This window comes from Janthinobacterium sp. GW456P (assembly GCF_002127655.1).
Lineage (GTDB): Bacteria > Pseudomonadota > Gammaproteobacteria > Burkholderiales > Burkholderiaceae_D > Janthinobacterium.
In genome coordinates, this window is sequence record NZ_NEHB01000012.1 from 107,386 (window position 1) to 128,276 (window position 20,891).

The 20,891-nt window shown below is 65.1% G+C and carries 24 protein-coding genes; 15 read left to right on the forward strand and 9 right to left on the reverse strand.

Annotated elements, in window-relative coordinates; genetic code table 11:
* Window positions 1–149: 149 nt before the first annotated feature.
* Window positions 150–386 carry a hypothetical protein gene (locus CBW66_RS13285; protein WP_086138604.1) on the reverse strand — a complete coding sequence of 79 codons (237 nt, stop codon included), beginning with the start codon at window positions 384–386 and terminating at the stop codon, window positions 150–152.
* Here CBW66_RS13285 and CBW66_RS28460 point away from each other — a divergent pair.
* From CBW66_RS28460 to CBW66_RS13325, 9 genes are all read left to right on the forward strand, one after another.
* Window positions 379–606, forward strand: coding sequence for a hypothetical protein (locus CBW66_RS28460; RefSeq protein WP_139841671.1), 228 nt, complete (start codon window positions 379–381; stop codon window positions 604–606). The two genes, CBW66_RS13285 and CBW66_RS28460, sit on opposite strands and share 8 nt — an antisense overlap.
* A 249-nt stretch (window positions 607–855) precedes the next feature.
* Window positions 856–1,356 (forward strand): winged helix-turn-helix domain-containing protein, encoded by a 501-nt coding sequence (locus CBW66_RS13290; protein WP_223278908.1) that lies wholly within the window; start codon window positions 856–858, stop codon window positions 1,354–1,356.
* A gap of 337 nt (window positions 1,357–1,693) precedes the next feature.
* The gene (locus tag CBW66_RS13295; protein WP_086138605.1) at window positions 1,694–2,566 is read left to right on the forward strand and encodes a zinc-dependent peptidase; all 873 of its coding nucleotides are present in this window, start codon (window positions 1,694–1,696) and stop codon (window positions 2,564–2,566) included.
* Window positions 2,567–2,676: 110 nt separating this feature from the next.
* Window positions 2,677–3,507, forward strand: coding sequence for a transporter substrate-binding domain-containing protein (locus CBW66_RS13300; protein ID WP_086138606.1), 831 nt, complete (start codon window positions 2,677–2,679; stop codon window positions 3,505–3,507).
* 20 nt (window positions 3,508–3,527) lie between these two features.
* Complete coding sequence (locus tag CBW66_RS13305; RefSeq protein WP_086138607.1) at window positions 3,528–4,205, forward strand: amino acid ABC transporter permease; 678 nt, start codon at window positions 3,528–3,530, stop codon at window positions 4,203–4,205.
* Window positions 4,205–4,897 carry an amino acid ABC transporter permease gene (locus CBW66_RS13310; protein ID WP_086138608.1) on the forward strand — a complete coding sequence of 231 codons (693 nt, stop codon included), beginning with the start codon at window positions 4,205–4,207 and terminating at the stop codon, window positions 4,895–4,897. The genes CBW66_RS13305 and CBW66_RS13310 overlap by 1 nt, the downstream gene beginning before the upstream one ends.
* Window positions 4,894–5,637 carry an amino acid ABC transporter ATP-binding protein gene (locus CBW66_RS13315; protein WP_086138609.1) on the forward strand — a complete coding sequence of 248 codons (744 nt, stop codon included), beginning with the start codon at window positions 4,894–4,896 and terminating at the stop codon, window positions 5,635–5,637. The genes CBW66_RS13310 and CBW66_RS13315 overlap by 4 nt, the downstream gene beginning before the upstream one ends.
* Window positions 5,638–5,742: 105 nt before the next feature.
* Complete coding sequence (locus CBW66_RS13320) at window positions 5,743–6,297, forward strand: glycine zipper domain-containing protein (protein WP_086138610.1); 555 nt, start codon at window positions 5,743–5,745, stop codon at window positions 6,295–6,297.
* A gap of 196 nt (window positions 6,298–6,493) precedes the next feature.
* Window positions 6,494–6,853: a hypothetical protein gene (locus CBW66_RS13325; protein ID WP_086138611.1), complete on the forward strand. Its 360-nt coding sequence runs from the start codon at window positions 6,494–6,496 to the stop codon at window positions 6,851–6,853.
* Between the two features lie 21 nt (window positions 6,854–6,874).
* On the opposite strand, the gene CBW66_RS13330 is transcribed toward CBW66_RS13325, so the two are convergent.
* The gene (locus CBW66_RS13330) at window positions 6,875–7,741 is read right to left on the reverse strand and encodes a universal stress protein (RefSeq protein WP_086138612.1); all 867 of its coding nucleotides are present in this window, start codon (window positions 7,739–7,741) and stop codon (window positions 6,875–6,877) included.
* A 168-nt stretch (window positions 7,742–7,909) separates the two neighbouring features.
* Here CBW66_RS13330 and phbB point away from each other — a divergent pair, with 168 nt between their 5' ends.
* Window positions 7,910–8,656, forward strand: coding sequence for an acetoacetyl-CoA reductase (gene phbB, locus CBW66_RS13335; protein WP_086138613.1), 747 nt, complete (start codon window positions 7,910–7,912; stop codon window positions 8,654–8,656).
* A gap of 168 nt (window positions 8,657–8,824) precedes the next feature.
* Here phbB and CBW66_RS13340 read toward each other — a convergent pair whose 3' ends face one another.
* The 6 genes from CBW66_RS13340 to CBW66_RS13365 form a co-directional block, all read right to left on the reverse strand.
* Window positions 8,825–9,205, reverse strand: a complete 381-nt coding sequence (locus tag CBW66_RS13340) for a TraR/DksA family transcriptional regulator (RefSeq protein WP_086138614.1) — start codon at window positions 9,203–9,205, stop codon at window positions 8,825–8,827.
* A 108-nt stretch (window positions 9,206–9,313) separates the two neighbouring features.
* The gene (locus CBW66_RS13345; protein WP_086138615.1) at window positions 9,314–9,730 is read right to left on the reverse strand and encodes a VOC family protein; all 417 of its coding nucleotides are present in this window, start codon (window positions 9,728–9,730) and stop codon (window positions 9,314–9,316) included.
* A gap of 83 nt (window positions 9,731–9,813) precedes the next feature.
* Complete coding sequence (locus tag CBW66_RS13350; RefSeq protein ID WP_086138616.1) at window positions 9,814–10,284, reverse strand: hypothetical protein; 471 nt, start codon at window positions 10,282–10,284, stop codon at window positions 9,814–9,816.
* Window positions 10,269–11,087, reverse strand: coding sequence for a hypothetical protein (locus tag CBW66_RS13355; RefSeq protein WP_086138617.1), 819 nt, complete (start codon window positions 11,085–11,087; stop codon window positions 10,269–10,271). The genes CBW66_RS13350 and CBW66_RS13355 overlap by 16 nt, the downstream gene beginning before the upstream one ends.
* A gap of 88 nt (window positions 11,088–11,175) precedes the next feature.
* Window positions 11,176–11,985 (reverse strand): 2-oxo-tetronate isomerase, encoded by an 810-nt coding sequence (gene otnI, locus CBW66_RS13360; protein WP_086138618.1) that lies wholly within the window; start codon window positions 11,983–11,985, stop codon window positions 11,176–11,178.
* A gap of 235 nt (window positions 11,986–12,220) precedes the next feature.
* The gene (locus CBW66_RS13365) at window positions 12,221–13,591 is read right to left on the reverse strand and encodes a DEAD/DEAH box helicase (RefSeq protein WP_076570359.1); all 1,371 of its coding nucleotides are present in this window, start codon (window positions 13,589–13,591) and stop codon (window positions 12,221–12,223) included.
* 290 nt (window positions 13,592–13,881) lie between these two features.
* Between CBW66_RS13365 and CBW66_RS13370 the strand changes: the two genes are divergently transcribed.
* The 4 genes from CBW66_RS13370 to CBW66_RS13385 all read left to right on the forward strand — a co-directional run bounded on the left by CBW66_RS13370 (window position 13,882) and on the right by CBW66_RS13385 (window position 19,729).
* Window positions 13,882–15,603 carry a methyl-accepting chemotaxis protein gene (locus tag CBW66_RS13370; protein ID WP_086138619.1) on the forward strand — a complete coding sequence of 574 codons (1,722 nt, stop codon included), beginning with the start codon at window positions 13,882–13,884 and terminating at the stop codon, window positions 15,601–15,603.
* 99 nt (window positions 15,604–15,702) lie between these two features.
* Window positions 15,703–16,080: a BlaI/MecI/CopY family transcriptional regulator gene (locus tag CBW66_RS13375; RefSeq protein ID WP_086138620.1), complete on the forward strand. Its 378-nt coding sequence runs from the start codon at window positions 15,703–15,705 to the stop codon at window positions 16,078–16,080.
* Between the two features lie 59 nt (window positions 16,081–16,139).
* Entirely contained in the window at window positions 16,140–17,510 is a 1,371-nt protein-coding gene (locus CBW66_RS13380) for a M23/M56 family metallopeptidase (RefSeq protein WP_086138621.1), read from the forward strand.
* A gap of 74 nt (window positions 17,511–17,584) precedes the next feature.
* Window positions 17,585–19,729: a TonB-dependent siderophore receptor gene (locus CBW66_RS13385; protein ID WP_086138622.1), complete on the forward strand. Its 2,145-nt coding sequence runs from the start codon at window positions 17,585–17,587 to the stop codon at window positions 19,727–19,729.
* A gap of 5 nt (window positions 19,730–19,734) precedes the next feature.
* On the opposite strand, the gene CBW66_RS13390 is transcribed toward CBW66_RS13385, so the two are convergent.
* A complete protein-coding gene (locus CBW66_RS13390; protein ID WP_086138623.1) occupies window positions 19,735–19,989 on the reverse strand; it encodes a hypothetical protein in 255 nt (84 codons plus the stop codon).
* A gap of 215 nt (window positions 19,990–20,204) precedes the next feature.
* Between CBW66_RS13390 and CBW66_RS13395 the strand changes: the two genes are divergently transcribed.
* On the forward strand, window positions 20,205–20,858 hold the full coding sequence (locus tag CBW66_RS13395) for a hydrolase (protein ID WP_086138624.1): 654 nt from the start codon (window positions 20,205–20,207) through the stop codon (window positions 20,856–20,858).
* The last annotated feature ends 33 nt before the right edge of the window (window positions 20,859–20,891 follow it).

Below are 20,891 nucleotides of genomic sequence, written 5' to 3' on the forward strand. Positions count from 1 at the left end.
CTGGCTGGCGCCGCGCATGCGGGTGAACCTAAATGGCGTGGCCGACTCCAATCGTAAAAAAACGCGTTGCAAACAGGCTGGCAACGCGTAACTCCCCCGTGGAGTAGGGGTGGCGCCGCGCGGGCGCCTGATTGCTTGGCTTTGGCGGGTTATTTCGGCGTCGTGGCGGGGGGCAGGGCGGGGGCGGTGGCCGGATCGGTCAGCGGCGCGGGCGGCGTCGTGTTGCCCGGACCCGCTTCCGGCGTGGCTGGCGTGACGGGAGCCGGCATGACCTGTGGCGTGGAAGCGGGGTTGGGCGCCGTTTCGGGCAGCGGCGGTTCGGCCGGTTTTTTGCAGGCGGACAAGGTAATCAGGGCGGCGGCAGCCAGCAGACTGGGCATGTTCATGATGGTTCCTTTGCAAAGTATCAAGATTTTGGCGCGATGCGGGCGGCGGGTGCCGCGCGCGAAGCTTGAATTTATTGCAAGAATGCCGACGCTTCTGTTCGCTATTTCACTTTGTGCGCGAATGGGATACGGCGTTTTCCAGATGTCTTTTATGGATGTCGTGAGAGAAATAATTCAGCAAGGCAATATTTTTCACTTTCTTGCTTCTAATGTTCGTTAACGCACAGACCAGGGCGGAGCAGGATGGCATTCTGTGCCCAGACGCTCAGGATTCGTGGTGTTCTGGTATAAAAATTGCCAAGAACTTAACAATCCGGGCTACCGGCAATCGTTTAAAAGGAGTATTCAAATGCATGCAATGACTCAGTCTCACGTGAAGAGCGAATTAAAGGCAGCGCACCAGGAACTTCGTAGCCCCGAAAAAGGCTCGCAAATGGTCGAACGTGCAGCACCCATTCCCCCGGAACGCATGAATCCCATTTCCATGGCACCGATCGAGCGCGTGCGTTCGACCTCGGCCACCCTGCGCCGCATCGAAAATATGCAAAAGCTGATCGGCGAATTGTCGCTGCACGAGATGCTGGCCGATGAAATCGCCTGGTTTCTCAAGTTTTCGCCATCGGGCGCCCGCAAATACATCCGCGACTTGCGCGAAGCGGGCGTGATCGAGCTGGCCCGCTACATCGAAGGCACCGCCACCTACCTGGGCAAGGCAGTGTACCAGTTGACGCCGGATCCTGAGCGCGTGCGCGCCTTTTTGGCCGCCATCGTCCAGCCGAAACGCGAAGGCGCGCCGCCGCGCAAGGACCGTCCCGGCCTGCGCGAGCAAAGCATGGCAGGCAGCGGCCGCCACTTCCACATCCTGGCCGATGACACGCATTACGCCATCCGCGTCAATCGCGGTCCCGTGACGCGCGACCCGCTGGTCGCCGCCCTGTTTGGCGCGCCGCAGCAAAAATCGGCTGAGTAACACCTGACCAAACCTCGCGCGGCGTGCGGCCTGCGATGCTCACCGGCTCGGCGTCCCCGTACTAAAGTACGGTTGCGCTTCTTAGCCACAAATCATCGCCGCTCGCTACGGTTTTGGCAGGTGTTGTTATGTTGCAATGAAAGCCGGGTAACAGCCCGGCTTTTGGCGTTGGGGCACGCCCTTTGAGCTTGGCGGATTGAAAAGATATTAATCAACCCCATGTGGGCTGGACTGCCCGCCCGTCCCGCTGCGGGTTCATTCGAAGGAGCTTGTCCTTGTCTGCCTACACCGTCTCCCTTGGCCTTATTGCCCTCGCTGTCCTGAAGCGGGCTGCCGCATGAATCCGCTGTTGTGGATCGCCCTCGTCACGGCCGCCATCGTCTTGTCACTGTGGTTTCCCCGCTGGCGTTTGCAGCGTGCCCTGTCCAGGCCCTTGCCGCCGGAAGGCCTGGCAGTGCTGGAAAAGAATATCCCCGTGTATCCGCGCATGCCGGCACCGCTGCAGCAGCAATTGCGCCGTCTTGTCGTGCAATTTCTGTATCAGAAGAAATTCGTCGGCTGCGGCGGCCTGGAAATCACGGAAGAGATGCGCTATACCATCGCCGGCCAGGCGTGCTTGTTGCTGCTCAACCGCCAGACCCAGGTGTATCCGGAGCTCGACACCATCCTCGTGTATCCCACGGAATTTATCGTCACGCGCAATGAAGTGGGGCCGGGCGGCGTGGTGACTCCCTCGTCCAACGGCTTGCTGGGCGAATCCTGGGGCGATGGCCGCGTGGTGCTGGCCTGGGACCATGTGCAGCGCGGCGCGGCCGACTGGACCGATGGCCACAACGTCGTGCTGCATGAATTCGCCCACCAGCTCGACAGCGAATCGGGCGCCGCGAATGGCGCGCCCTACCTGCCCAGCGTGTCGAGCTACCGCAGCTGGGCCACCGTGCTGTCGCGCGACTTCGACAACCTGCGCCACGACGCCATCTATCAGCAGCACAGCGTGATGGACCATTACGGCGCCACGAATCCCGCCGAATTCTTTGCCGTGGCCACGGAAACCTTCTTTGAAAAGCCATACCAGATGGCTGAGCACCACGAAGAGCTGTACGCGCAATTCTTGCAGTATTACAAGGTCGATCCGCGCGACTGGATGGCGCCGCCTGTGGAAGCCGAACACATGGCCTCGCCGTTTCCCAATTACGCGCCCCACTGGTAGGCGGCGGCGCCTTACATGATTTACTCATAAGCAAGGGTGAAAAGATTCCTTTTTGGAAATAAGGGCGCTGCGGTCTAATGGCGGCATTCGTTATCCACCAGAGGAATCCCATGCAGACCCGCCTTCATTTCGCCGCCCTGTTACTCACCAGCATTTCCTTCACGCAGGTGGCGCAAGCGGACCAGCTGGCCGCCATCAAGGCGAAGGGCGAACTGGTCTGCGGCACCCTGGGCACGGACGAACCGAACAGTTTCATCGACGCCAAGTCGCGCCAGCTGGTCGGCTATGAAGTGGACCTGTGCCGCGCCATCGCCCAGGGCCTGGGCGTCAAGCCCGTGATCAAGCAGCTGGCCGTGGCCGCCCGCATTCCCGAACTGCAGCAGGGCCGCATCGATATTCTGACGGCGTCCCTGACGCACAACAAGGAGCGCGAGGCGCTCGTCGACTTCTCGCTGTCCACGTTTTACACGGGCCAGCGCGTGCTGGTGAAAAAAAGCAGCCATATCACGTCGGTCGCTGGCTTGGCCGGCAAGAAAGTGCTGACCGTCAAGGGCGGCACGCAGGAACCGAATATCCGCAAGGCCGTGCCCGGCGTAGAGGTGGTGACGTTCGAGACGGCGGGCCAGGCTTATCTGGGCTTGCAGCAAGGCAAAGGCGTTGGCTATGTCGACGATGAAGTGTCCTTGCTGAACAATTACGCCAAGCTGGGCGCCGCGCAGAACGATTACCTTGTACTGCCGCAAAACATCAGCCAGGAAGTGTTTGCCTTCGGCATCCGCAAGGGCGAGACGGGCGTGAAAACAGCCGTCGACCAGGTGCTGCGCGGGCTGGAAAAGTCGGGCGAGGCGGAAAAACTGTTCTTCAAATGGTATGGCCCCACGAGCAATGTGAAATTTCAAAAACGCACATTTAAAATTGAATCGGACAAGATCGACGCCTGAACCTCGGTTGACGCTTCCGCATGTTTGATCTGACCTTGTTGCTGGCCGGCGACTACCGCGGCTGGCTGCTGTCCGGCTTGCTGCTGTCCCTGCAACTGATGGGCATCACCTTGCTCCTGGGCCTGCCGCTGGCCTGCGGCGTGGCCATGCTGCGGCTGGCGCCGTCGCGCCTGCTCAATGCCCTGGGCGCCCTGTACGTCGAGCTGATCCGCAACATTCCCTTGCTGGCCCACTTCCTGTTCTGGTATTTTGGCGCGCCCGAATTGCTGGCCGATGCGTGGAAGGAGCGCTTGTATGCCGGCAATATCGAAGCCGTCAGCGCCGTCACGGCCCTGACCCTGTACACGGCCGCCTACATGGCGGAAGACATCCGCAGCGGCATCCGCGCCATCCCCGCCCAGCAATTCGAGGCGGGCAGGGCGCTGGGCTTGAGTTTTCTTGCCACCATGCGCCTGTGCATCGTGCCGCAGGCGCTGCGCCTGGCCGCCCCGCCGCTGCTGTCGCAAACCCTGACCCTGTGGCAAAACACCAGCATCGCCACCGTCATCGGCGTGGCCGAGCTGATGTACCAGACGCAGCGCGTGGAAGCGGCGTCGTTTCGCAGCGTCGAGGCGTTTGTCTTCGCCAGCGCGGCCTACCTGGCCGTCTCGCTGCTGATCGCCGGCCTGGCGGCCTGGCTGCAAAGGAAGGTGGCCTGATGCTGGAACTGATCCACGATTATTGGCTGTATTTTCTCGTGGGACGCTATCCCGAGGGGCCGTTGGGCGGGCTGGCGCTGACGGTCGTGCTGGCCAGCCTGGCGCTGGTGCTGAGCCTGCCGTTCGGCTTGCTGCTGGGCCTGGCGCGCCTGAGTCCCTGGCCGCTGTTGCGCTGGCCCGTCGCCGTACTGATCCACGTGGTGCGCGGCATCCCTTTGCTGCTAGTCATCTTCTGGGCGTATTTCTTCCTGCCCAGCATCACGGGACATGAAAGCGGGCAGTTCGGCACCATGCTGGCCGCCCTCGTCCTCTTCGACGGCATCTACCTGGCCGAGATCGTGCGCGCCGGCGTGCACGCCGTGCCGCGCGGGCAGGTGGAAGCGGCCCGTTCGCTGGGCCTGAATTATCTGGACAGCATGCGCTCGGTGGTGCTGCCGCAGGCGCTGCGCCACATGCTGCCCTCGCTGGTCAACCAGTTCGTCTCGACCATCAAGGAAACCTCGCTCGGCACCATCATCGGCCTGGCCGAAGTGTCGTTCATCGCTTCGCAAGTGAACGGCCTCGTGCTGACCAAACCCGTGCAAGTGTATTTCCTGCTGGGCATGACGTATTTTGTCTTGTGTTTCAGCCTGTCGCGCGCCGCCTTCTGGCTCGAGCGGCGCCAGGCGCGTCTCCTGAAAGCGGCTAGATGATTACCTTTGACAACGTCAACAAATACTATGGCGAGTATCACGCCTTGCGCGAGATCAATGAACACGTCGCCAAGGGCGAGGTGCTGGTCGTGTGCGGGCCGTCCGGCTCCGGCAAGTCGACCCTGATCCGCACCATCAACCGCCTGGAGGCGGTCGCCTCGGGCCGCATCACGGTGGCGGGCCAGGATATCCACGCGCCGGGGCTGGATGTGAATGCCTTCCGCTCGCATATCGGTTTCGTGTTCCAGCAATTCAACCTGTTTCCGCATTTGTCCGTGCTGGACAATTGCGCGCTGGCGCCGCAGCGCTTGCGCGGCCTCACCCGGCGCGAAGCCGAGGAGCGGGCGCTGGCCCTGCTGGAACGGGTGGGGTTGGCGCACAAGGCGCGCGCCATGCCGGCGGCCCTGTCGGGCGGGCAGCAGCAGAGGGTGGCGATCGCGCGCGCGCTGGCCATGCAGCCGCCGCTGATGCTGTTCGACGAGCCGACCAGCGCGCTGGACCCGGAAATGGTGGGTGAGGTGCTGCAGGTGATGCGCGACCTGGCGCACGGCGGCATGACGATGGTGTGCGTCACGCACGAGATGGGTTTCGCGCGCGAAGTGGCGGACCGCGTCTGGTTCATGGACCACGGGCAAGTGCTGGAACGGGCCACGCCCGACGAATTCTTTGCGCGGCCGCAACATGTGCGCGCACAGCAATTCCTGGCCGATATCCGCAGCCCATATGGGGTACCGGCCTGAGGATTTCTGGGCTGTGTGCGCAAGCGAACGGTATCTTGGCGGCGTCCGGCGCACGCTGTCGGAGTGGCGCACGGGGCGCCCGCAGCCGATCAGGAGGGCCGTATCATGTCACGCATCATCGCAGGTCATTTTCAGTTGCAGGAGCAGATAGACGCCGCGCGCGCCGCCCTGAACCAGGCGGGTTTTCCCGATAGCCGCATCAGCGCCTTTTTCGTCAACCAGCCGGGCCAGCATGATTTGCATGCGCTCGGCGGCGACCGCGACATCTCGCCCGGCGCCAAAGAGACGCCTGAGGGCGTGGTCGAGGGCGTGGCCGTCGGTGCCGCCGTCGGTGCCGGCATCGGCGCGGCCACCACCCTGGCGACGGGGCCGCTGGGGCCGGTGGTTGGCGCGCTGGTGGGCGCCCATGTGGGCTCACTCTACAGTTTCAACAAGATGAAGGAGGCGGGCGAGCCCGAGAAGCATGGCGAAAACCACCGCCAGCCGCGCCATCCGGGCATGCTGATCGCCGTGGCGCTGGGCGGCCTCGACGAGCGCGAACGGGCGCTCGAGACACTGCACCGGCTCGGCGCCGAACATATCGAGGAAGCGGAGGGCACGATCGCCAATGGCGACTGGCATGACTTCGATCCGCTCAGCATTCCCGTGCTGGTGGCGTGAATCGGCGCCTCTGTGGTGCCATATGCATAAATTCCGCACTGCACGAAATTTAGGTATGATCCTTGTTAGTATTCGTAATTATTGGTAAACAATGCCGACAGGGATAGTTTCCGCGCGCCCGAAGTGACACTGGACCAAGGTGACTGCCCGTAGTACTTGCCTCGCATGCTAACGAGTATGGATAGGAGGGCGCGTCATGACACAGGCATGGTTCATTCTGACACGGGCGGATGGGCGCGACATCTGCGCGCCCTCGCCGGCACAGCTGGCCGATGCGCTGGCCGAGGTGTACCGCGGCGGCGCCGTCACGCCGGACGGCGGCCCGGCCGCGGTGCTGTTGCGCTTTGGCTACGACGATGGCTTGATGTATCAGGTCGAAGTCGCTAGCGGAGGCGAAGTCACTTTCGAGGAATGGTCGGACCGCGATTGTGAAATCGCCCTGGCCAGTCCGCGTCACATGTCGGCGCTGCCGCAGGACGACGCGCTGCAGCTGTGGCAGTGGCTGGCGCAGCGCCAGGTGGCGAAGATCCGCAGCCAGCCCTGGCAGGGTGGCTAGCCCTGCCGTCTTTCCCAAAGCCTAGTGCGCCATCAGCACGGGGATGGTCATGCTTTGCAGAATCGTGCGCGTGACGCCACCGAGGATGGTTTCGCGCAGGCGCGAATGGCCATACGCTCCCATCACCAGCAAGTCGGCCGACAGGTCGGCGGCATGCGACAGCAGCGCTTCGCCGATATCGCCGCGCCGTACGCCACCGCCATCGAGCAAATGCAGCCGCGCTTCCACGCCGTGGCGCGCCAGGTATTGCACCAGTTCGGCGCCCGGCTGTTCGCCGTGTTCGGCGGCATGCACCTGGGCGTCGAAGATCGCCACGTGGACTTGCCCGGCCCGCTGCAGCAGGGGCAGGGCGGCGCTCACGGCGCGGCTCGCTTCCTTGCTGGCGTTCCAGGAAATGAGTACATTGCGCGCCGCTGCCGGCGGCGCCAGCAGCGGCAGCGGCGGCGCATACGGCACGATCAGCACGGGGCGGCCCGAATGCAGCAGCACATAGGCGGGAAAGTCGCGCATCACGGACGGCGATTTATCCTTGGCATTGTATTGGCTGATGACGACCAGATCCGCATAGCGCGCCAGCAGGCTGATGCCGCCCGCCGCCTCGTCGTCGAGCACGCGCTGTTCGAACGAGGCGACGCCTGCCGCGCGCACCTGTTGTTCGAAACCGTCGAGGGCGCGCGTGGCGCGGTCGCGCAGGAAGTTCAGATGCAAGCTCAGGTTCGGGTCGGCATCGAGGTCGGGCTGGTGCTGGTACAGCAGGCGCGACACGCCCGTCAGCGCCACGCCCGTCAAGTGGCCGCCGCACGCCTGGGCGATGCTGGCCGCCGCTTCGATGCGGGCGGCGCGCCCGGCGCTGTCGTCGATATGGAGCAATACGGTCTTGTACGTCATGGCCTGTCCTCTCGCTGTGCAGTAGCGGCCATTCTGGCACAGTCCGGGGTGCCGGCCGCGCACGACTGCATCAGGCTGAGCACTTGATCTGGCGCAAGGCCGGCAATAAAAACTGCTCCTACACTTGATGCCACGCAGAACAACCATAACAAGCGGGGAGAGACAGTCATGAAGGAACAAAAGGTAGCGCTGGTCACGGGCGGCATGGGCGGCCTGGGCACGGCCTTGTGCCGCCGCCTGCATGCGGCGGGCTTTGCCGTCGTGGCGGCGCATACGCCGGGCAACACGCGGGTGGAAAGCTGGCTCGACGAGCAGCAGGCGCAGCAGTATTATTTTCACCCGCTGGCCCTCGACGTGACGGACTTTGCTGCCTGCAGCGAAGCCGTCAGCAGGGTGCTGGCGCAGTTCGGCCGTATCGACGTGCTGGTCAATAACGCCGGCATCACGCGCGACCAGAGCATGCGCAAGATGGAGTTGCCGCACTGGTCCGAGGTGATGCGGACCAATCTCGACAGCCTGTTCAACATGAGCAAGCAGGTGCTGGAGCCCATGCTGGAAAAGAAATGGGGCCGCATCATCAATATCTCGTCCGTCAATGGCCAGAAGGGCGCGTTTGGCCAGTGCAACTACGCGGCCGCCAAGGCGGGTGTGCATGGCTTCAGCAAGGCGCTGGCGCTGGAAGTGGCGCGCCACGGCATCACCGTCAACACGGTGTCGCCCGGCTACCTGCGTACGCAGATGGTGACGGCCGTGCCGGCCGATATCCTGGAAACGAAGATCCTGCCGCAAATCCCCCTGGGCCGTCTGGGCGAGCCGGACGAGGTGGCGGCCCTGGTCGCTTACCTGGCGTCCGACGAGGCGGCATTCGTCACGGGCGCAAACATCGCCATCAATGGCGGACAGCACATGAGTTAAGCAAGCGTACAGCTTGCATAGAGGCAATGGCAGTAGAGGAGACCCGTCCACCCAGCCGGCGCATAGACGCTGGCGGAGGACGGCAGGCAGCATGGTCGTCACGTCGGAAAACAGGGGGCAGGGCAGCGATGCCTTGCCCTTTGTTGTTGTGCCGCTTTCATGGTGCCGTCATGGAATGGAGCGCTGGGCCTTTTCCAGCCGCGTCTGGCAATCGATGCACAGGCGCGCTTCGGGGCGCGCGTTCAGGCGCGACAGGCCGATGGCTTCGCCGCAGTTGTCGCACAGGCCGTAGCTGCCGTCGGCAAACTTGGCCAGCGCGTGCTTGATGATGGCCAGTTGCGCCTGGTTGTGCTCGGCCGCTTCGCTGACGAGGGCGTTCAAGGTGCGCACGCTGGCGTTGTCGGCCGGCGAGGCTTCGATTTCATTGAGCAGCGAGGCGCGCGCGTCCGCTTCGGCCGCTTCGTTTTCTATCTGTTCCAGCAACGCCAGCTTGCGTTGCTCCAGCACGCCCTGCAGGCGCTGTAGCTGGTCTTGCGGCAATCCATTCATGGCTGTCCCCGATAGGCTTCTCTCCTCCATGGTAGTCCAGGATGGGCGCTTCTGCTTGCGCTACTACCCGCGCCGCGTTTGACGCGGCGCAGGCAGGCGCGGGCCGTTCTATGCTGGTTCTTTCAGGCAGTTGACCATCCAGGCCACGCCGAACTGGTCTTTCAGCATGCCGAAGCGTTTGGCCCAGAAGGTTTCTTCCAGGGGCATCTGGATGTTGCCGTCGCGCGCCAGCGCGTCGAAGGCCCGTTCCGCCTCCTCCGGCGTATCGACGGTCAGGCAGATCGAGCTGCCGCTCATGCCCTTGGCGCCCTCGTCGCAGCCGCCGTCCGAGCCCATCAGCATGGTGGGGCCCAGCTGCACCGAGCCGTGCATGATCTTGTCGTACCAGTCTTCCTTGACTTGCTCCTGGCCCGGCGTGCCGCGGAACGGCATCAGGCACAGGTCCGTGCCCTGCAGGTGCTGCCGGTAGTATTCCAGCGCTTGCGCGCAGTTTCCATTGAATTGCAAATACGGTTCGATACGCATGTTGGTCTCCTCTGGCAATCGCCCCGCAGGCACGATTGCCAGGCGGGGACGTCCCAGTATAGGCGCTCGCCGGCCGATTTCAATCAGTCCGGCGCCATCTCTTGCAGCCGCTCACGCACCTTGCCCAGCGTGCTGAGGATGCGCTCGGGATTGCCGGCCAGGACGGCACTGCCCAGGTGCAACAAACTCGTCGACAGGCTGATCCAGTGCCGCACGTCGTCGTTGCGGGCGATGCGCAGGCGCACCGTGTCGAGCAGGCCGCTGAGCTGGCGCTGCGCCGTTTCCAATCCCATTACGGTGTGCCCGGCGGCATCGGCATACAGCTGGTTGGCTTGCTGGCGCAGGGCCACTTCCAGGGCGAAGACGGCTTGCGCCTGGCTGTGGCTGATGCCGTTTTCTCCCTGGCTGGCGCGCTTGCGGATGGCGCGCATGACGGCGCCGTGCAGGGTGACAGCCGCCTGCGACAGGCTGTCGGCCAGTTGCTCGACGCGCATGGCGCTGCTGAGAGCCGCTTCGCGGCGTTCGCTGCCGCTCCTGCCTACCGATCCGTCCATCTTGCCTCCGTGGTGGTGAGGGCGGCGGCCAGCTGTGCGTGCTCGCGCGCCAGTGCCGCCAGTTGCCGGCGCGCCAGCGTGTGGCGCAGGCCAAGCAGCCGGTATTCCTCGGTTTTACTTTGCTGCAGGGTCTTCGCCAGGACGGCCAGCAGGCGTTGCTGCGGCGTGTCGGCATACGCGATTTCCACGTCGAGCAGACCGAGCACCAGGTCGCGCTCGTTGTCGCCGCTTTTGTCGTACAGCGCCAGCAAGCTGTCGAGCGCGGCCAGCAAGGCTTGCAGTGGCGCGTCGCCGTCGTGCAGCACTTGCGCCAGGTGCGCCTGCTGGCTGGCCGCGCCGCCCAGGCGCGACAGCTGCTGCAGCAACAGGGTGTAGGCGCTGACATGGCGGTCGTCGATGCCGCCGCCCGGCCAGGCGCGGATGGCGGCGCCGGCGCCGGCCAGTTCCGGCTGCACGTCATACGCATCGGCATGCGCCAGCCGGCCCAGCGCCTGCAGGTACAGGCGCACGGCCTGCGCCAGGCGCGCGACGTCCGCCTGCGCGGCGCGGCGCTGCGCATCGAGCAGGCGTTCGCGCGCGTCTTCGGCGGGCGACAGATAGGGGCGGGTGCGCTGGTAGCTGTCCACGTGGCGCTGCGACAGTTCGCCGAAGGCCGTCAAGGCATCGGTGCCGGCGGCCAGGGCGCGCACTTGCGCCAGGTCGGTGCGCGGACTGGCGCAGCCGCACAGCACGACGGCCAAGAAGAGGCTCAGGTACAGGTTGAGGTAAAGGGCGCGGCGATGGCGGGCGGGCAGGGTGGACACGTCACCTCTCGACAGGAAATACTGTATGGAAAGGTATTGTCGTGCCGGCTTGCGCTAGCCGCCTTGTGCGGGCGCAAGCGCGCTGCGATCAGTCGCCCGTCGTGCTCATGGCGGGCGCCGCGCCCGTCAATTGCTCGCGCCAGCCCAGTCCGGCCACGGTGTCACTGGCGGGACGGTATTCGCAGCCGACCCAGCCCGCGTAGCCGACCTGGTCCAGCAGCTTGAACAGGTGGCGGTAGTTGATCTCGCCCGTGCCCGGTTCGTGGCGGCCCGGCGTGTCGGCGATCTGGACGTGGCGGATCAGGGGCAGCATGGCGCGGATGGTGTTGCTCAGTTCGCCCTCCATGCGCTGCATGTGATAAATGTCGTACTGCAGGAAGATATTGCTGCGCTGGCAGTCGGCGATGATGTCGGCTGCCTGCTGGCTATGGTTCAGAAAGTAACCGGGCATGTCGTAGCGGTTGATCGGCTCGATCAGCACGTTGATGCCATGCGGGCGGCAGGCGTCGGCCGCATATTGCAGGTTGCCGATCAGGCTTTGCCGCGCCCGCTCCAGGCTCATGCCGGGTGGCACGATGCCGGACATGCAGTGCAGCTGTTTCGCGCCCAGCGCCAGCGCATAGTTGAGCGCCAGCTGCACATTCGTGCGGAATTCCTCGCCCCGGCGCGGATCGCAGGCGATGCCCCGCTCGCCGTGTTCCCAGTCGCCGGGCGGAAAATTGAAGACGGCCAGCTGCAGGCGGTGGCGTTCCAGCCGCATGGCGATCTGCCGCGCCTCGACGGCATAGGGAAACAGAAACTCGACAGCATCGAAACCCGCTTCCCTGGCGCAAGCAAAACGGTCCAGGAAGGGCAGTTCGGTAAACATCATGCTGAGGTTGGCAGCGAAGTTCGGCATGGCGGCACGCAGGCAAATGGAATGAACACTATCCTAGCCCAAATCGGCAATCGGTGGCGTGCATAAAAAACCGTTCCGGAAGCCAGTTCTGGAACGGTTTTGAATAGCGCGTCAATACATGGTTGAAAACCGTAGCGAGCGGGAATGATATCGGTTCGAGTAGCACAGCCGTACTAAAGTACGGCGCGCAACGGAGAATCGATAGCGCCCCGCGCAGTAGGTTTGCAACCGTGAATTAGCGGCCGCGCCCGCCGGAGCGGTGGTTGGCCGCCGAACGCGGCGCATTGCCCGAACGGTTGCCGCCGCCACCGCCGCCCGACGGGCCGGCGCTGCGTGGCTTGGCGCCGCCGCCGCCCGTTTTCACGCGCACGACGGCGCCGGCTGGCGCGCGGCTGTTGTTGCGGTGACCGCCGGTGCCGCTGCGCAATTGCACAGGCTGGGCGCGGGCGTTCAGGTCCGGCTCGAAGCCCGGGATGACTTCGCGCGGCAGAGTTTGCTTGATCAGCTTTTCGATGTCTTTCAACATTTCGTGCTCATCCACGCAGACCAGCGACACGGCTTCGCCCTTGGCGCCGGCACGGCCCGTGCGGCCGATACGGTGCACATAGTCTTCCGGAATGTTCGGCAAGTCGTAGTTGACGACGTGCGGCAATTGGTCGATGTCGATACCGCGCGCGGCGATGTCGGTGGCGACCAGAACTTGCAAGGTGCCGTCCTTGAACTCGGACAGGGCGCGCGTGCGCGCCGACTGGCTCTTGTTGCCGTGGATGGCCAGGGCGCCGATGCCGTCCGCGCCCAGTTGCTCGACCAGTTTATTGGCGCCATGCTTGGTGCGCGTAAAGACCAGCACTTGCGTCCAGTTGTTCGACTTGATCAGGTAGGACAGCATCGGGTGCTTCTTGTCGCGGTCGACCGGATGGATCTTTTGCTTGATCACTTCCACGGTCGAATTGCGGCGCGCCACTTCGATCATGGCCGGCTTGTTCAGCAAGCCGTCGGCCAGGGCCTTGATCTCTTCCGAGAACGTGGCCGAGAACAGCAGGTTCTGGCGTTTCGGCGGCAGCACGGCCAGCACTTTCTTGATGTCGCGGATGAAACCCATGTCGAGCATGCGGTCGGCTTCGTCGAGGATCAGGATTTCCACCTTCGACAGGTCGACGGTGCCCTGGCCCATGTGGTCGAGCAAACGGCCCGGCGTGGCGACGAGGATATCGACGCCGTGCTTCAATTGCTTGATTTGCGGGTTGATGCCGACGCCGCCGAAGATCACGGCCGAGTTCAGTTTCGTGTACTTGCTGTAGGCGCGCACGCTTTCCTCGACCTGGGCGGCGAGTTCGCGCGTCGGCGCCAGGATCAGGGCGCGGATCGGGCGCGTCGAGGTATTGCTGGTGATGGCCGCGCCATTGGCGTCGGTCGACAGGCGGTGCAGCACCGGCAGGGTGAAGCCGGCCGTCTTGCCGGTACCGGTTTGTGCACCGGCCAGCAAGTCGCCGCCAGCGAGCACGGCGGGAATCGCCTGCGACTGGATCGGGGTCGGCACGGTGTAGCCGTGTTCGGTAACGGCACGTACGATAGCGTCGGACAATCCGAGGGAGGAAAAGGACATGGTAACTTTATTGTGAGATCGGCCTGTCGCCATCGTGGGGCGCCAGTCGCAGGCAATCAGATTAGGGGTCGAAAGACAGCGGCAAGGGGACTGGTCATATGTGCCGCACACGCGAAGTATAACAGCCTGGCAAAAAACCGCCGAGTTTGTTTAAAGTATGCAATGCCACAGGTAAAAGAAATACATGGCGACGGTGCGCCGTTTCATGCCGTTATTCATTATTATTGTCTGTAGCACTCCATCCGCAGGACTCGCCGCGGCGCCGGGGTGTTCATTCCCGGAGGAACATCATGCGTATTGCCGATCTTCGCATCGCCACCCGCCTGTATGGCGGTTTTGCCACCATCGTCCTGCTGCTGGCCGCCCTGGTCACCGTCGCCACGCTGAATGTCTCGCGGCTGGCCGACGCCAATGCCATCAATACCCACACTTACCAGGTACTGGCTGAAAACAGCGCCATCCTGGAAAGCCTGATCAATATGGAAACGGGGCAGCGCGGCTATGTGATTACCGGCGCGGAGGCCTCGCTGGAGCCGTACAAGGCGGGGCAGGCCGCATTCGGCGCGCACCTCGACAAGGCGCGCGCCCTGACCAGCGACAACCTGGCCCAGCAGGAGCGCCTGGCGAAGCTCGATGCTGCCAAGCAAGCCTGGCTGGCCGGCGCGCTCGAACCCGTGATCGCCATGCGGCGCGCCGTGGCGCAGGGCACGGCGGCCATCGAGCCCGTGCTGGCGCGGGAAAAGGAGGGCCGGGGCAAGCAGGGCATGGATGCCATGCGGGCCCTGCTGGACGAGATCGGCCAGGCGGAAACGGTGCTGCTGGCGCAGCGTTCGGAAGCGGCGGCGGCCTTGCAGGCGCGCACGCACTGGACCTTGCTGGGCGGCGGCGCGGCGGCGCTGCTCTTGGCCGCCAGCATCGCCTGGTGGCTGGCGCGCAACATCAGCGGGCCGTTGCGTTCGGCCATCGACGTGGCCAGGCAGGTGGCGCAGGGCGACCTGACGGTGCGGGTGGAAGTGCGCTCGAAGGATGAGACGGGCGAGCTGATGCAGGCATTGAAGGACATGACGGCCAGCCTGCTGCGCATCGTCACCGAAGTGCGCGGCGGCACGCAAGCCATCGCCACGGCCTCGCGCCAGATTGCCTCGGGTAATCTCGATCTGTCGGCGCGCACGGAACAGCAGGCCAGTTCGCTGGAAGAGACGGCGTCCTCGATGGAGGAGCTGACCGGCACGGTGCAGCAGAACGCGCAGAATGCCCATGAAGCCAACGGCCTGGCCGCGTCGGCCTCCACCGTGGCCGGCAAGGGCGGCAGCGTGGTGGCGCAGGTGGTCGACACCATGGGCTCGATCAACGACTCGTCGCGCAAGATCGTCGACATCATCGGCGTGATCGACGGCATCGCCTTCCAGACGAATATCCTGGCCCTGAATGCGGCCGTCGAGGCGGCCCGGGCGGGCGAGCAGGGCCGCGGCTTTGCCGTCGTCGCCACCGAAGTGCGCAACCTGGCACAACGTTCGGCCGGTGCCGCCAGGGAAATCAAGGCCCTCATCAACGACTCCGTCGCGCAGGTGGAGAACGGCGCGCGGCTGGTCGACGAGGCGGGCCACACCATGCACGAGATCGTCGACAGCGTGCACAAGGTCAGCAGCATCGTCGGGCATATCTCGGCCGCCAGCGATGAGCAGCGGGCCGGTATCGAACAAGTCAACCAGGCGATCAGCGAAATGGACCACGTGACCCAGCAAAACGCTTCGTTGGTGGAAGAGGCCGCCGCTGCGGCGGAAGCCATGCAGGAGCAGGCGGCGCGGCTGGCCGATGCGGTGAGCGTGTTCAGGACGGCGCAGGTGGACGCCATCGCGGCGCCAGCACCCCGGCCCGCCGTGCGCCGTCCCGTGCCGCTCAAGGCGGCGCGTCCGCCCGCCCGCCTCAGCGGTAAACCCGTGGCGCGCCATGCGCCGCAAGTTCCAACCGGCAAACAGCGTCCGGGGGACGATGAGTGGGACGAGTTTTAGCACAGGCGTCCAGTGCATGCGACAGCTGTCGCAAGTAACGCTTGCGTGCGTGTGACTGTTGTCGCATAATTGTGTCAATAGTCACTCAAAGGATGCACCATGAGCACGCCCTCCGTCACCGAACTGTCGTTATTGAAAGCCTTGTGGAAAGACCACCCGCTGTCCGCGCGCGAATTGCATGCCAGGGTGGAAGACGAGCTGGGCTGGTCTTTTTCGTCCACGCGCAAGACGCTCGAGCGCATGCTGGACAAGGGCATGCTGCTGCAGCGCAGCGTGCACGGCGTGCTCGTGTATGAAGCGAACCTGGAGAAGGTGGCCACTCTGGCCGCGTTCGCCCACGACTTTGGCCGGCGCGTGATGGAAATCGACAGTCCCTTGCCGGTCAGTATGTTTACGGGCAGCAAACTGGTGGACCAGCAGGAGCTGGCGGCGCTGGAGCAACTGCTGCAGGACTGGCCGCTAGAGGGAGAGGAATAGGCGATGCTGCTGTTTTCTCTCACGCTGTTCAGGCCAGCGCCGCCTGTCTCGTGACGGGCATGTTGCTGTGGGCAATGCTGAGCCTGGCGCAACGGCGCTGGCCCGCGCTGGCTGCGCAGCGCAGCGTGTGGCTGGGCGCCCAGCTGGTGCTGGCCGCCGTGTTTGTGCTGCCGCTGCTGCCCGACACGCGCCAGCTGAGCGTGCTGCCCGAGGTAAGCGTGCCCGTGTTCCTGGCCAGCGCGGCGCCCGACGCGCCGATGGCCATGGCTGCGCCGGTTGCCGCGCTGCCATCCGCTGCTTCCTGGCTGGCCCTGGTGCCGTCCGCCTGGGGCCTGATCTACCTGTTGGGCGTCGCTCGCGCAGCTTGGCGCTGGCAGCGTGGCCACGCCATGTTGCGCGCCTTGCTGCAGCTGGTGCAGCGCCGCCGCCTGCATGGAATGGATGTGCTGGAAGTGGCGGCGCCGATCTCGCCGATGCTGGTGGGCATATGGCGGCCGCGCCTGCTGTTGCCGGTGCACCTGGCGCAATTTACGCCGGAACAGCAGCAACTGGTGATCGCCCATGAGTTGACCCATGCACGCCGGCGCGACCCCGTGCTCCTGCTGCTGGCCAAGCTGCTGCAGGCCTTGCTGTGGTTCAATCCGGCCGCGCGCTGGCTGGCCGGCCAGCTGGCTTGGGCACAAGAACTCGGTTGCGACCGCCAGGTTCTGGCCGGCCGCCCCGCGCGCCAGCACCAGCAATATGCGGCGGCCCTGGTCCGGCAGCTGGGACTGCAGGCGCAGCCGCTGCCGGGGCTGGCCTTCGGTGGTGGCGGCATGGCCGAGCGCCTGCTGCGCATGCGTGACGGGCAGGGGCGCCCGCCTGCGGCCCTGCGGGTGCTGACGGCGCTGCTGCTGTGCGCGATCGGCGCGGCCAGCCTGGCGTTGCAGCCGGCATTGGCGTGGGCCGTGGCAGCCGCACCGGCAAGCATGCTCACTGCGCCGGCCACGGCGCCAGCTGTCTGGCGCAATCCCCTCGATACCATGCGCGTGACCGGTTTCTTTGGCGTGGTGCGCCAGCTGACGCCGCGGGGTCATCGCGGCATCGATCTGGGCGCCAGGCGCGGCACGCCCGTGCATGCGGCGGCCGACGGCATCGCCAGCGTCAGCGAAGATGCGCGCCTCGGCAAGGCCGTGCGCATCGACCATGGCGGCGGCATCGAGTCGCTGTATGCCCATCTCGACCGGGTCACGCTCACGACCGGCATGGCCGTCACGGCGGGGCAGGCCATCGGCACCGTGGGCGCCACCGGCCTGGCGACGGGGCCGCATCTGCATTTCGAGGTGATCCGCGACGGGCGCTTGCAGGACCCGCAACAGTGGCTGGCCGGTCTCGATGCCAACGCCACCGCGCGCGCCCTGCGTACGCGCAAGGAACAGTTCGGCCATTAGTGTGATCTGGCCGCTGGTCGGGTGAGCGCGGGAACGCGCAAGCCGACACCACCACAACCCTTTCAGGATTCTCCATGCGATTGAGTATTGTATTGTGCAGCCTCGTGCTGCCGTTGACGGCGCACGTCCGTGCCGAAGACATTCTCCCCTCCGTGACGGTCCATGCGGGCAAGGCGGAGCGGCGCCGCAACGACACCGTCGCCGCCATCGTCGTCGGCCACGATGAACTGATACGCCAGGGCGACCGCGTGCTGTCCGATGCCCTGAAGCGCCTGCGCGGCATCTCCATCGGCGGGCCGGCCGGCGCGGCTGCGGGCGCCGCCGGCGGGCAAATCCAGATGCGTGGCCTGGGCCAGGGCTATACCTTGATCATGCTCGATGGCGTGCCCGTGGCGCCCGGCTTTTCGCTCGACGCCCTGGACCCGGAACTGGTCGAGCGCGTGGAAATCATGCGCGCCGCCACGGCGGAATTTTCCACCCAGGCGATCGCCGGTTCCATCAACATCGTGCTGAAAAAATCGGGTGGGCGGCGCGAACGCACGTTCAAGCTGGGCGCGTCCGCCAGCCATGGCATGCCCGCCGGCAGCGCCACCGTGCAGTGGTCGGACAAGGATGGACGCCTGTCGTACGCGCTGGCCGGCACACTCAGCCATACCGGACGCGAAGCGCTGCTCGACGAGTGGAGCAGCGAATTTGATGGAGCGGGCGCGCCCACGGTGGTGCGCCATGTGCCGCTCACCGAGCGCGTGACGAGCGACGGCATCGAGCTGGCGCCCCGCCTGCAATGGGCGCTGGCGGGGGAGGGCAGCCTGGCCTGGCAAAGCCTGGTCAACGTGCGCCGTCTGGCCAGCCGCCGCCATGCGCTGGAAACGGCTTACCTGGGCGGCACGACCGCCTATCCGGAGAACCAGGCCGATTTCAATCAGGACAGCGGCACCGTGCGCAGCGACCTGCACTGGCTGCGCAAGCTCGACCATGGCGCCAGCCTCGACGTGAAGCTGGGCGCCAGCATCAATCACCGCGCCAATGATTATCAGTTCCTGGGCCGCGGCGCGGCGCCGGGGCAGGGCATCACGCGCCTGGTCGATTCGGGCCTGAACGAGGTGGGCGTGCAGGCGAGCGGCACCTACCGCCGCGCGCTGGGCGAGCATCACACGCTGGCGGCGGGCTGGGATGCGGGGCACCGGCGGCGCACGGATTTTCGCCGCGAACGCCAGCTGGAGCCGGGCGGGCCTCCCATGCTCAGCGACGAAGACTATGCGGCCACGGTGCGGCGCCTGGCCCTGTTCGCGCAGGATGAATGGGAACTATCCGCGCATTGGTCGCTGTACCTGGGCTTGCGCTGGGAAACCTGGCGCACGGCCAGCGCCACGGGCGGCGGCGAGCCGGTCGACGTGCGCGCGCAGGTATGGAGCCCCTTGCTGCAAAGCCTGTGGAAGTCCGGCGGCAAGCAGCAGGTGCGCCTGGCCGTTACCCGCACCTACAAGGCGCCGCAGATTTTCGAGCTGATCCCGCGCCCGTACACGGTCGACAATGGCAACAGCCCCACGAATCCCGACAGCCAGGGCAATCCGGCGCTGCGCCCGGAGCTGGCGTGGGGCTTCGATGCCGCTTATGAATACTATCCGGGCGCGGGCGCCATGCTGGGCGCCAGCGCCTCGCTGCGGCGCATCAGCGACGTGATGCTGGAGCGCCTGTACCAGGACAACGGGCGCTGGGTGAGCACGCCCGTCAACCATGGACATGCCGGCGTGCGCTCGATCGCGCTGGAAGCGAAGCTGCCCTTGACGGTGCTGTGGGCGGGCGCTCCCGCGCTGGACTTGCGGGCCAACGTGGCGCGCAACTGGTCGAGGCTCGATGCCGTGCCCGGCCCCGATAGCCGTCTCGACAGCCAGCTGCCGTGGAGCGCCAACGTGGGCGGGGATTACCAGCTGGCCCGCCTGCCCCTGAGCCTGGGCGCTGACCTGAATTACCAGGCGGGCGCTCGCTCGCGCGAGTCCAGCCAGCTGCTGGCCTGGCAGGGCGGCAAGCGCGAACTCGATATGTACGCGTTGTGGAGGGTCAGCGACAGGCTGCGCCTGCGCCTGTCGGGCGCCAACCTGCTGGGGCGGGATTACCGCACGCGCAGCCTGTATGCGGATGGCGCGCGCAGCCTGCTGCGCACCATCGATACGGGCAGCTACCGCATCTGGCGGCTGATGCTGGAGGGCACCCTATAGCCAGCCTAGTCGTCGATCTCGTCGACGGTGTAGCTGACGTCCTGCGCCTCGAGGTAGCCGCGCACGGCGTCCAGGCCGTGCCACGGGTCGGGGCGCAGGTGCTGGCATATATACAGGCCGGCGTCCGTCAGCCTGGCGTCGGTGTCGGGCATGGCGGCGCCGGTTGCGCGCGGCGCCTGCGGCAGTGCCGCCAGCAGCTGTTCGAGGTGCTGGCGCTGGCGCGGCGCCAGGCTGGCCGCGATCCTGAATTCAAATCCCATGTTCTTCCCCTTGTGCGTCTGTCGGTGTGCTTATTTTATATCATCGAAAAAATTGCACATAGCTTGGCATTCTTTCCGTTTTTGTTTTCAAAGTATCTCGTCCATACTGCATAGCACTGGCCCGGCACACACAGCGTGACGCAAGGGCAGGAGCAGAAGCACCATACAAAGACCTCTCTTTTTTATATTCAATTATTTTCACTAAGGAAAACATAATGCCTATCGCCACCGCCCAAGCCGCCCACAAACTGCTGACCCCGAACGATCATACCCTGATCATGATCGACCACCAGTCGCAGATGGCGTTCGCCACGCGCTCCATCGACCTGGCCCTGCTGCGCAACAACGCGGCCCTGGTGGCCAAGGCGGCGGCCGAATTCAAGGTGCCGACGATTTTGACGACGGTGGCCGCCACATCGTTCTCCGGCCCCATCTTCGACGAAATCCAGTCCGTCTTCCCCGAGCAGGCGCCGATCGACCGCACGACCATGAATACCTGGGAAGACGCGCGCATCGCCGACAAGGTGAATGGCTACGGCAAGGGCAAGATCGTGCTGGCCGGCCTGTGGACGTCCGTGTGCATCGTGGGACCGGCCCTGTCGGCGCTGGAGCAGGGCTTTGAAGTGTATGTGATCGCCGACGCCAGCGGCGACGTCTCCGACGAAGCCCATGCCATGGCCATGCAGCGCATGATACAGGCAGGCGCACAGCCGCTGACGTCCGTGCAATACTTGCTGGAACTGCAGCGCGACTGGGCCCGTGGCGAGACCTACAATGAAACGGTGGCGACGGCCGTGGCGCACGGCGGCGGTTACGGACTGGGCCTGATCTACGCCAAGTCGATGTTCAACGCCAGCGAAGGCCATTGATTTTTCACTGACTCCGGCTCCGCCGCCCGCCGG